Annotated in this window: 5 protein-coding genes; all 5 read left to right on the top strand. The window is 52.2% G+C overall.

Annotated features, from left to right (window positions below; genetic code table 11):
• Positions 1–18: 18 nt before the first annotated feature.
• The 5 genes from ICL55_RS04730 to ICL55_RS04710 all read left to right on the top strand — a co-directional run bounded on the left by ICL55_RS04730 (position 19) and on the right by ICL55_RS04710 (position 12,697).
• A complete protein-coding gene (locus ICL55_RS04730) occupies positions 19–1,068 on the top strand; it encodes a FecR family protein (protein WP_188094883.1) in 1,050 nt (349 codons plus the stop codon).
• 85 nt (positions 1,069–1,153) lie between these two features.
• Positions 1,154–4,312: a SusC/RagA family TonB-linked outer membrane protein gene (locus tag ICL55_RS04725; RefSeq protein WP_188094882.1), complete on the top strand. Its 3,159-nt coding sequence runs from the start codon at positions 1,154–1,156 to the stop codon at positions 4,310–4,312.
• Positions 4,313–4,329: 17 nt separating this feature from the next.
• Positions 4,330–5,931 carry a RagB/SusD family nutrient uptake outer membrane protein gene (locus ICL55_RS04720; RefSeq protein WP_188094881.1) on the top strand — a complete coding sequence of 534 codons (1,602 nt, stop codon included), beginning with the start codon at positions 4,330–4,332 and terminating at the stop codon, positions 5,929–5,931.
• Positions 5,932–5,944: 13 nt separating this feature from the next.
• Complete coding sequence (locus ICL55_RS04715) at positions 5,945–7,132, top strand: sialidase family protein (protein ID WP_188094880.1); 1,188 nt, start codon at positions 5,945–5,947, stop codon at positions 7,130–7,132.
• Positions 7,133–7,246: 114 nt separating this feature from the next.
• Positions 7,247–12,697: an Ig-like domain-containing protein gene (locus tag ICL55_RS04710; protein ID WP_188094879.1), complete on the top strand. Its 5,451-nt coding sequence runs from the start codon at positions 7,247–7,249 to the stop codon at positions 12,695–12,697.
• The last annotated feature ends 51 nt before the right edge of the window (positions 12,698–12,748 follow it).

The raw sequence follows: 12,748 nt of genomic DNA, 5'->3' as shown, positions 1-12,748 counted from the left end.
CTATCAGCCGTATATAATATGATCAATGATGAATTACTGAAACGGTTCTTCAACCATCAATGCACGCCGGAGGAAGCCCGCATGGTAGCCGATTACCTGCAGGACAACCCGGACATGCTGGAGAAATACGTACCGGAAGAGGAATTCCTTCAGTTGGAGGAAGACGGTTATTTTCCCGAAACCGTTTCCCAACAGTGGCTGAAAAATATTCATCAACAAACCGTATCGGTCCATAGCGGGAAGAAATGGGCGAAACGACTGGCTATCGCAGCGGTGGCCACCGGCGTATTGGCAGGCGGCACCCTGTTGCTGCTGCGCCGCCACCCGCAACCAATAGCAGCAGTCAATCCCGCCACCACCACCAATATCCCTTCCGAACAACAACAACAGACCACCAACACCAGCCAACAATCCATGGCCATCGTATTGCCGGACGGTTCTGTTGTACGGCTACTGCCTGCCGCCACCATCGTCTACAACAAACAATTCAGGGAAAACAGGAACATTTACCTGACAGGAGAAGCCGATTTTACGGTAGCCGCCGACAAATCACATCCGTTTGTCGTGTATAGCGGTGAACTATATACGACCGCGCTGGGCACCTATTTTCATGTGAAAGCCATCCCCGGGGAAGATATGATCAGCGTAAGACTGAACAGCGGAAAAGTAATGGTACAGGGAGCTGTCAACCAAAAGAAAGTCATCAACGATATTGTACTGACGCCCGGCAAACAACTCAACTACTATCGCAAAACAGGAAAAGTGTTAGTGTCCGACTTCAGCGGGAAGGAGGCGGAAGCACTGGTAAAAGCCGGTAATAACAATACCGGTTATACGAAACCGGACTGGTATAAATTCAATAATCAACCAATGTCGCAGGTATTGGACCAGCTGAGCAATTACTACGGAACAGCCATCTACTACTATCCTTCAGACGTAGTAGCCATTTATTTCGATGGTAAGTTTGAAAAAACAGATTCGCTGGAGAAGATCCTGACAGATTTAACACTTCCCAACAACCTAAAGCTGATCCGGCATGACAGCGGATTTATAATTAAAAAGCAATAATTCACACATATAGTCCTATTCCACCAGTGGACGCTTTAGCGCCCCGGGGCTTGTTATGCCCCGCATTAAAAAACACGTTCCAGTTATGAAGATGTTCTATCGACCAAAATGGCGTCTGTTTCTGCTTCTTGTCATGTTGATAACAGGCGTTTCCATGATCACCCACGCACAAGGTCGCATGCAGGTGACCGGCACCGTGCGCACAGACCAGGGTGATCTGCTCCCCAATGCCTCTGTAGTGGCGCTCAATGAAAAAACAAAGTACACCGCCGGCGTGGTAACAGACAGCAATGGCGTATTCCGTTTTTCCGGATTGCCGCCTGAAGGGAAATATACCTTCAGCGTTTCCTACATGGGTTTTGAAACCCAGCGACTAAACAATGTATCCCTGAAATCGGGCGCCACGCTTACGTTCTCTGTACGCCTTATTAAAACGGTATCGGCGCTGAACGACATCGTGGTGATAGGATATGGCACCGCCAGAAAAAAAGACGTGGTGGGTGCATTTAACGTCGTAACCGTGAAAGAAGCTGGTGCGGTCAACGCCACCAATCCCTCCCAGCTGCTCATCGGTAAAGCTGCCGGCGTACAGGTGTTGCAAAGCAGTGGCAGCGCAGGCGCCGATGCCCAGATCATCATCAGGGGCACCGGTAGCTTCACGGACATCAATCCCCTGTATGTCATAGATGGCATCCAGGGCACCAAAAACCTTTTCAACACCCTCAACCCCCAGGATATAGAGAGTATCACCATTCTGAAAGACGCCTCCTCTACTGCTATCTATGGTTCCGCTGCCGCCAACGGCGTGGTGATCATCACCACCAAAAAAGGAAAGGCCGGTCCGCCCCGCGTCAGTTTCACCTCGCAATGGGGCATCTCCAAAGCCTGGAAACAACTGCATCTGCTCAATGCCGCACAATATGTGGATGCGCTGAAAGACCTGGCCGCCACCAAGAACACCGTGCTGCCGGCGAAGTTCAATACCCCCGCTGTGTTGCAGGACAGCACCGACTGGCAGGACGCCGTGTTCCGCCATGCCCTCGTATCCGAAAATGACCTGAACATCAGCGGTGGCGGTGAAAAAGTAAACTACAGCATATCTGCCACCTATATAGATCAGCAGGCGATCTTAACCGATGCCACCAACAAACGGTTCCAGGCACGCGTAGGCCTCGAAGAAACACTGGGCCGGTTTCGGTTTACACAAAACATCATCGTTCGTCAGTACGTAGGCAAAGGCAACTACGCCAATATTATCAACGCGATACAATATGCTCCCTACAAACCCATCCTCGACCCTTCGGTCCAGGGCGGATATTCTATCCTCTCCAACATCGATGACTTCAGTAATGCGGTGAATCCCTTACAGGAAATCGCCATGAAAAGTCAAACGACCAAATCACTGGCGTTCTTTCCGCAACTGTCCGGGGAAGTACGCCTCATCGACGGATTAAAATTCCGTTCACAGTTTGCAGCGGAAGTAAACTCCAGCCGGAGCAACAGCTACCAGCAACAGTACCAGGCTTCCAATTTCCTGAACCAGGCCCGCCAGTCGACCCTGAGTTTTACAGAGAACGCATACTACATGCTGGAAAACTATCTGTCGTACGAAAAAACACATGGCAAACACCATCTCTCTATGGTCGCCGGACAGAGCTACATTGATCCGGGCACCACCAACAGCTCCGCCATCCGCGGCACCGGGCAGCCCAATGACAACCTCACTAACGTGGTGGTGGCTTCCTCCCAAGCCGTTACCAGTACCTACTCCAACTATGCACGCCCTTCCGTGATTTCGTATTACGGCCGGGTAAACTATACTTTTGATGACCGGTATATACTGACCACCAGCTATCGCCGGGACGGCGCCTCCAACTTCGGTCCCAACAACCGCTACGGCAATTTCGCGGCGGCAGGCGCCTCATGGCGCTTTTCAGAAGAAACATTTATGAAAAATGCTTTCCCGGTATTAACGGAGGGCAAGCTGAGCGTCAATTGGGGACAAACGGGCAACAACAATATTCCCAACTTCCTCAATACCGCCAAAACGTATCAGGGCACGCCGGGCGGCGCACTGGTATATTCGCTGGGCAGCACGGAAACATTTGTGTCCGGCACTACGCTGACCACCTTAAGCAACCCGGATTTAAAATGGGAACAGACCAACCAAACCGATATCGGCATCGATCTCGCTTTCTTCAATAACCGCCTTACCGTGGAAGCCGACTGGTACAATCGTAAAAGTACCGGCCTGCTGGTCACTACCCTGCTGCCGGCCAGTATCGGCGTAAGTCCTACGGGAACGCAGCCACGAAAAACAGTCAACGCCGCTGACGCCCGCAATAAAGGCTTTGAATTAACGATCGGATACAAGGACAGGATCAACAGCCACTTCAGCTTCAACGTGAGCGTTAACGGGTCTATCAACCACAACGAAGTATTATCATTAGGAGATCAGTTTTCAGCGCCGATACAGGCCGGCGCTTTCACGCCGGTACCCGCCACCACCTATACCGCTGCCGGCTATGCCATCGGCTCTTTCTATGGCTACCGGCTGGACCATGTGGCCCGCGATGCGGAAGAAATCAATGCGCTCAACCTGGAAGCCGCCAAAAGAACAGGCAAACCGGACGCGAAGTATCAGGATGGTCTGTTGCCCGGCGATTTCATTTATAAAGATATTGACGGCGACGGCGTGGTGACCGCAAAAGACCAGGAAATCTTAGGCAACGCCATTCCCAAATATGTGTATGGTATCAATGCCGGCATCACCTACAAAAACTTCGACCTGAACATTGTATTGTCAGGTATCAGTGGCACCAAACTGCTGAATGGTTTGAAACTAAACACCAGCTTCATGTCTACCGGGCACAATGCCACTACCGATATCCTCGACCGGTGGCGCAAACCCGGCGATGTAGCTGCTCTGCCCAGAGTGGGCCAGAATGTGACCGGCAACGGTAACCTCCGTCCTTCCGACTTCTGGCTGGAAGACGGCAGCTACCTGCGTTTACGGAATATCACCGTTGGCTACAACGTACCCGCGCCGATATTAAACAGTCGCACGAAAGGCACCGTTAAATCACTCCGCCTTTACATAGCCGCACAAAACTTAATTACCCTCACCAAATACACCGGGTACGATCCGGAAGTAGCGGGCGACTACCTGTTTGCACGCGGTATTGATCAGGGACAGGTACCACAGCCCAGAACTTTTCTGGCCGGTATTCAATTAGGGTTTTAATTTTTAAATGTGATCTTATGAAGAAGTATATATATCTATTACTGCTGACAGCCACGCTGATGACGGTTTCCACCGGATGTAAAAAATCGCGCCTCGACCTGGTGGACCAGAGCGCCTATGCCTACGACACCTATTTCACCAACATCGGCGCGCTGAACCAGGCCACCATCGCCAGTTACGCTACGCTGCTGCATCCCGGGTTATGGGCCAGGGAGTATTATTATATTTTCGACCTGATGGGCAATGAAGCCAAACGCGCCAGCTTCCTGCTGGGAGCAGAACAGGAGCTGGGCGACTACAGCTTTGGTACCAACAACGCCGACCAGGGCGCTCTATGGAGTTCTCTCTACCGGATGATCTTCAGGACCAACCTGGTGATAGACCGGGCAGCAGCCTGGAACCCCACCGCCACCGCAGATCGTGCCAAGCTGAATCAGTACCTCGCAGAGGTAAAGTTCCTCCGCGCATATGCGTATTTGCATTTAGTCACCTTATGGGGAGATGTACCCTTGTATATCGATTATCAAACCACGCTTCATAACAACTATTTATCCCGCAGCCCTGCAGCTGAAGTGTGGAAGCAGATAGAAAAAGACCTGACAGAAGCCGAAGCCACCGCGGAACTGCCTACCGTATATCCGGCCGCAGAATTAGGCAGGGTCACCAAAGGCGCCGTGATAGCCCTGCTCGGCAAGGTGTATCTGTACCAGAAAAAATGGGCGCCTGCACAAGCATCTTTCGAAAAACTGATGGGCGCACCATACACCTACAAGCTAGATCCCTCTTTCGATAATGTTTTCAGTACCACCAATCAGAACACGCCGGAAAACATCTTCCAGATCATGGACCAGCAGTGGACCGACTGGGCGATTGGTTCTCCCTACTATATGTTTGGCAATGGAGCCGAACAGGTAGGTAAACAAACACATACCGGCCGCGCGATGGAATATGGCTGGAACGACTGGAAGAACGTATACATCAGCAATTCCGCCGTGAAAGCCTTTACCTATCTCCATCCCGAAACAGGTCTGTCTTATACTGATCCCCGTGCCAAATCCACCTTCTACGGCACCGCCGCTTCAGGAGGGGAAACCGTGTACTGCCAGCAATGTGCCACCGGCGCCAAACCATTTCCTTTCGATGCTACCGATCCACAGGGCGACTATCGCTGGAAGAAGTACGAGTACTATCATCTCATGGAAAAATATGGCGATCCTAAAAGCCCTATCAACGGACAGGTGATCCGACTGGCCGACGTGATGCTGATGCTGGCCGAAGCCTACATCCAGCAAAGCAATACAGGCAGCGCGCCGTTAGCGCTGATCAACAGCGTGCGTGCCCGTTCCGGCGCTTTCCAGTATACCACCCTGGGCGATAAAGACAACGCCATGAAAATACTGATGCGTGAACGGCAGCTGGAACTGTGCGGAGAACAATGCCGGTATTTCGACCTGCTGAGATGGGGTATTATCAAACAAACGATCAATGCGGAAAAAGCAGCGGAGCCCGGCAGCGGCACACAACCCTTCCAGGACAAACACCTGCTGTTTCCGATTCCTGATGTAGAAAAAAATTACAATCCTAATGTTGCCAAAGACATTCGAAATGGCTGGAATTAATACGTCGTTTCAAATGAAAAGTGCCGGCCTTCTCTCCTTGTTGTTCCTCACTATGTCGTCCTTCGCACAGGACTACCGCCCCGACCGGGTACCCGGGGTCGTCATCCAACACGTTGCCGCGCGGGAGAAATTATACGTTGGTTCTCCCAGCATCTGCATACTGCCCAATGGAGACTACCTGGCGAGTCACGAATATTTTGGTCCGGGCCGTGCAGGCAAAAGCAGGGCCCGGATATATCGCTCTGCCGACAAGGGGAGATCGTGGCAACAGATAGCAGAAATTGACGGTCAGGAATGGTCACAGTTATTTGTCCATCATAATACGGTCTTTATCATAGGCCCTGAAACCGGCGGCGGGGATGTCGTTATACGCCAATCCACCGACGGCGGCCACTCCTGGACACAGCCAAATACAGAACATCAGGGAAGGCTGCTGAAAGGGAAGTTTCATGCCGCCGCTACGCCGGTGCTCATGTATAAGCAGCGCATATGGAAGGCACTGGAAGACCTCGGCGGGCCGGGAGGCCAATGGGGGCACGGATTTCGTTCTTTCCTCATTTCCGCGCCGGCAGACGCGGATTTGTTGGACGCAGGCAGCTGGACGGTGTCCAATAAACTCGGATACGACTCCTCCTACCTCGACGGCCATTTTGGAGGCTGGCTGGAAGGCAATGCCATCGGCGGTCCGGATGGTCATGTAGTGACGATGTTACGAACAGACTATCGTGTCAACGGCGATGAAAAAGCGGCCATCATCGATGTGAACGATGATGGCAGCAAAATAGCCTTCACTCCTGCCACCGGGTTCATAGACTTCCCTGGTGGCTGTAAGAAATTCGCGGTACGGTACGACAGCGTGAGCCGCCTGTACTGGACCATCAGCAATTACGTGCCGGCGATATTCAGGGGCGGCAACCCCGAAAGGACCCGGAACACCGCCGCGTTGATGTCATCATCTGACCTGAAACACTGGCAGGTCCGTGGTATTGTGCTGCATCACCCGGATGTAGCGAAACATGGCTTCCAATACATCGATTTTCAATTTGACAACAAGGACATTATTGCCGTGTCGAGAACTGCTTTTGATGATGCGGAAGGCGGAGCCGACAACCAGCATAATGCCAACTACCTTACGTTTCACCGGATCAGGCACTTCAGACATTATCAAACACCCGAACAATGGCGGCGGTTGATGCCATAAGCAGGCATGCCCGCCTGTATACCCTTTCTTCTTCAAAACACGCCGCCTTGGCCATAGCAACGATAGCACAGACCAATATCTTCTAAAAAAACCCTTAAAAATTCCACTATGAACATGAAAAAGATTTACTACTTCCTATTGCTAATGATTTTTTATCTGACCGCTTCGCGGGATGTACACGCACAAACGTACACCTGGAACCCGGTGCGGATAGGCGGCTCCGGCGCCCTCCCTAATTTTGTACCGCATCCTAAAGTACCGGACCTTTATTTTATCACCACGGATGTAGGCACGCCTTACCGGTGGAACAAGGACCTACAGAAATGGGAACATTTAATGTTGTTCAGGAAGACGCCCGTTGAATACTGGAGCTGGGAATTCAGCCAGCGTTGCGGCAGTATCGCTGTAGATCCCAATGATGCGACCGGCAATATTCTGTATGCCACCGTAGAACACGTAGCCGGCCCATCGCCCGGCAGAGGCACCAGCGCAGGTACTATCCTGAAGAGTACCGACCGGGGCGACTCCTGGACGGATTTACATGTGCCCATTTTGGTAGACCCCAATGGCTCACAGGTATATGGGGATCGTATTCAGGTAGATCCATCCAACAGCAACCGCGTATGGGTGATCACGGACAAAACCGGCGCCTGGAAATCGGATGATGCCGGCGCCAGCTGGTCGCAGGTAAGCGCCATCCCTACATTAGGTACCTGCTCTTTTATACTTTTCGATAAAAGCGCCGGCACCATCGCTATCAATGGCGTCAATGTCACCAGGCGTATTTATATTGGCCGCTCTCCCGGCATATATGTATCAGAAGATGGAGGCGGCACCTTCAACCTCATGAGTGGCAGTCCCGTGTATGCTACGCGGGCCACACTTCACACAAACGGCACCCTGTATGTGTCCGCCGGCCGGTTCAACGGTATTAAAAAGGGCGTATTCAAATACAGCGGCAGCGGCTGGCAGGATATCTCTCCTATCTATTTAGATCCTGATTCCACAAAAGAAAAAAGATCATTTGCCAAAGTAGCCGTCAACCCGGCCAACTCAGAGGATATCATTATAAGCACCCGCGGCCTCTGGCAAAAAGATCCTTACTTTATTTCTCACAAAGGCGGCGCGCCGGGCTACTACACGCAGGGAAAAATCAACGTCCGTGATAATTCGGAAGCGCCACATTCCGCCAATGATGGTTTATCATTTAATGACCCCGGACATAACGCCTATGCCTTTACCTGGGACCCCTTTTATCCGGAAAGAGTATGGATCAACGACCTGCTGGATATCCTTTCAACCGACAACATCTCTGCTTCGGCTAATGACTGGAAAATCCGGGTGGTAGGACTGGAAGAGATCATGGTCACCGGTCCCATGGTGGCTCCTCCCAGCGGCAAGAGCGTGCTGCTCACCTCCACTGCGGACGTGGGCGGCGGTCATCACCGTTCGCTCTCAGAGCCATTAAACGAGGGCGCGGTGTCCAATACCGTCCTGCACAATAATGTTTTTAGCGCATTCAACATGAACGGCGTGGCCTTCCAGTATACCGATCCTGACTTTATCGTACGCGCAGGCTCCGATGGCGCCAGCACTTCGAACATCAGCGACTCGCGCTCCGGTTATTCCACCGATGGCGGCGATCACTATACGCTCTTTCCTAAATCGCCGGGATTACGTGGACGGATGGCCGTATCTGCCAATCGCAGAAATATCGTCTGGCTCACGCAAATGGATGGCAATAATCTCGGCAATGTGTACTGGTCGTCCGACCTGGGCACTTCGTGGACAAAGTCCACCGGCCTCTCTGCGGGCATCCTGCCGGCCGGCGGGCAGTGGATGGTATACCCTGGTGAAAACCACCTGGCATCGGATAAAGTCAACGGTGACTTTTTCTATATATGGGACCGCGGCTCCTTCTTTGTCAGCTCTGACGGCGGAAAGTCATTCGTCAAAACAGCTGCCGCCGGCCTTACTGCCAATGGAGGCAATAACTCCAACGGCTCTGCGTACGCCACTACTTCCAATGTAGAAACGACGCCGGGAAAAACAGGGGACGTATGGATCGCCTATCACAATGAGGCCTATCCGCAAAACAGCGGCCTTTATCATACCACAGATACCGGCAAAACCTTCGTTAAAGTAGGCGCAGACACCCTTAAGCCTAAATGGGTGGCCGTAGCCATGTCTGACTCCACCCCCAATGCGCACGTGGCGTTGTATGTCACCAGCCAGGCTATTCCTATCAACGGTATTGTCTATGGCGCCTTCCGCTCAGATGATACCGGTCGCACCTGGACCACCATCTTAGACCGCATACCTGGCGTGGCGCCGAGCATCGCCGCCGATCACAGAGGCAGAATGATGATCTCCGCTCATGGTAATGGTATCTACTTCGGGACACCGGTAGCGGGCCCCGTGCAGTCGGTGGAGATCATCAATCCCTCATCAGATACAATCGTCAAAGGATATTCCATCAAACTGAATGCGAAGCTGACACCCACCTACCCTACCAATCCGGCCGTCATCTGGCGTTCTTCCGATACAGCCATCGCGAAGGTGGATGCCTTCGGGAAAGTAAGTGCCATCAACACGGGCACCGTTACAATTACGCTGACATCGGTCGATGGCGGGAAAACCAACAGCCGGCAGATAATCGTCGTTCCGCCCACGATATCTACCGGTATCACCATAGACAGTATCGTATATGGCTCTATGAATACACCCCGGCAGATAGCCGTTACCGTTATACCGGCCAATGCTACCAATAAAACGCTGCACTGGTCGGTGGCCGATAGTACCATTGCCAGCGTAGATGCCAACGGCACCATCACGGGCCTGAAACAAGGTAGCACCACGCTCACCATTTCCGCGGCCGATGGCGGTTTCACCAAAACCGTACAGCTGGTGGTGAACACCACGGTGCAAGCCATTAATGCAGGCAGTACCGGCAACCCCGCCACACCGTATCAGCAGACCGCAGTAGGTCAATATGTACCGGAAGGCCCTGCCGGCACAGATAAATTGTGGCATGCAGGCTATACCGGCAATGTCAAAATCACTGCCACCGTAGACCTCAGCCAGGTAACCTCACCGGCGCCACGCCAGGTATACGAGTATATGCGCATCTCCCGGTATAATCAAACACCGCTACGTTACTATTTCCGTAACCTGATTGCAAACGCCAACTACTCGTTGCGCCTGCATTTCATTGAGCCCAGCGACACAGACAAAAACAACCGGACGTTCAGCGTAAAAACCAGTGGCGACAGCCTCATCAACTTCAACGTTTACCAGGCCGCCGGTAATAAGCTGAACACTGTCGTCACCCGCACGCTGGAAGCTAAATCCGATAACGACGGCACCATCGTGGTATATTTCTACCCCAATGGTACTGTCAATGGTCCTTATACAGCGTCAGTAGCGGCGCTGGAGGCCCGTATCATCCTGTTGCAGGGCATCAACATCGCATCAGACAGCAGCAACCTGTACGTCAACTATAAAGATACGCTGAAACTGACCGCTACGCCGGCCAATGCCAGCAACCAGAATGTGGTGTACAAGTCCTCCAATAACGCCGTGGCTACCGTAGACCTGAACGGCATCGTCACCGGAAAGGCTGCCGGTACGGTCACCATCACCGCCCAATCCGTGGAGAGCAACTTCACCGCTGCCAAAACCTATACGGTGATCTATATCCCCGTTACCTCCCTCACGCTGGACAGCAGCGCTGCCAATGTGTTTGTGGGTTCTACCCTTCAGCTAAATGCCACCATCAGCCCGGCGAAAGCCAGCAACAAAGGCGTGATATGGACCTCATCAGATAGCACCATCGCCTCCGTAAGCAGCAACGGAACGATCAGCGGCATCAAACAAGGTGATGTTGTCATCAAAGCTATAGCAGCGGATAACGCGGCCATATTGGCGCAGGCCAGTATCCACGTGGCCAATGTACTGGCCACTGGTTTAACGTTCCAGCCTTCTCCTGTGACCATCGGCGAAAGAGACACGGTGCGGGTGAAGGTGACTTTCATACCGGCCAATACTTCCATTAAAAAAGTAACCTGGAGCAGCTCCAATACCGCACTGGCCACCATCGACAGCACCGGATTGATCACCGCGATAAAACAAGGCTCCCTTACCATCACCGCCAATACGCAGGACAACTCCGGCGTGTCAGCGACCTTACCGGTAACGGTAGTACCGTTTGACTCCTGTGGCGGAATACCTAACTACGGCTTTGAAAGCGGTATGGTTAACTGGCTGTCCTTTAAAGACACGACACTTACGCCAGGCGCCGTATACACCGTCAGCGGAAAAGGCCACTCCGGCGACAAAGCCGCTACCATGGGCTACTCTACCGCTAAAACCGCGATGAACATACAGGGCGCCATTCCCGTGAGAGGCGGCAGCATCATCGTATTTACCCAATGGATCAAAGTTGAAAAAGATGCCAACGGTTATCCCTGGTGGTCCGGTTATGGCGTTGGTTTTATAGATAGTCTCGGTGCGGCAACCGGCAATGCCTCCTACGCCAAAGACGTCTATAACGTTCCCGCCTATCTCGACACCTGGGCCCAGATAAGAGACACCATCCATGTGCCTGATAGCGCAACAGGACTTACCTACTGGATCGCTAAAACCGGATACGGTACCGTATGGGTGGATGATTATTGCATAGAAGTTTTAAAGACGAATCAATCAGCCGTTTTGGGCATCAACGCAGGAACGACAGACAACCCTCCCGGTCCGTATGCCAATACGACCTTCGCACAATATGTTCCGGAAGGTCCTACGGGAACGGATAAACTGTGGCATGCAGGCTATACCTGGGTACAGAAAGTAAATTCTCCGGTAGATGTGTCTCAGGTGAGCGATCCCGCCCCACCGCAGGTATATGCGTATATACGCATATTCAAAGACAATGTCACCCAGATGCGTTATTACCTGCGTAACCTCACGCCCAATACCGTTTATTCCATTCGCCTGCACTTCGTGGAACCACTGGATGCCCAGAAAAACAACCGGGTATTTAGCGTGAAAGCCACCAACGGCCTCGACAGCCTTACAGACTTTAACATCTATCAGGCCGCCGGTAATAAACTGAATACCGCCGTGGTAAAAACCATCCGGGCAAAAACGGACAGCACCGGTATGATACTGGTATTTTTCTATCCTAAAAAAGGACTGTACGATCCTTATAGCGGCTCCATCGCGGCCATTGAAGTACGGACATTACCGCCGGGCGGCGCGCTGCAAAGTGTGACCGACAATCAAAGCATGACCGCTGTAGCAGGCAACAAAATACCTGCTCACAGTCTCCTCAACTTTACCGCGGAGGTATCACCGAATCCTTCTGATGGCGTGTTCAACGTAAAAATGTCCTCCTCTTCGAAAGCGCCCGCATGGCTGGTTATCGTGAATAACGCCGGCAACGTTGTTTACACTACCAGCATCAATGCCGGTGAATATTATCAGATTGGGCAGCAGCTGAAACCAGGCGTTTATTATATCAATATCAGGCAAGGCACCCAAAGCAAAACGCTGAAAGTAGTAAAACACTAAAGCGTTGCACTAAGAGAGAAAAGCTGCCTCCAAATAAAAGGTTACACCGGC

It is taken from the genome of Chitinophaga varians (assembly GCF_014529945.1).
GTDB classification, from domain to species: domain Bacteria; phylum Bacteroidota; class Bacteroidia; order Chitinophagales; family Chitinophagaceae; genus Chitinophaga; species Chitinophaga varians.
Note: the sequence above shows the minus strand (reverse complement) of the source record. Positions and strands in the feature narration are given on the sequence as shown.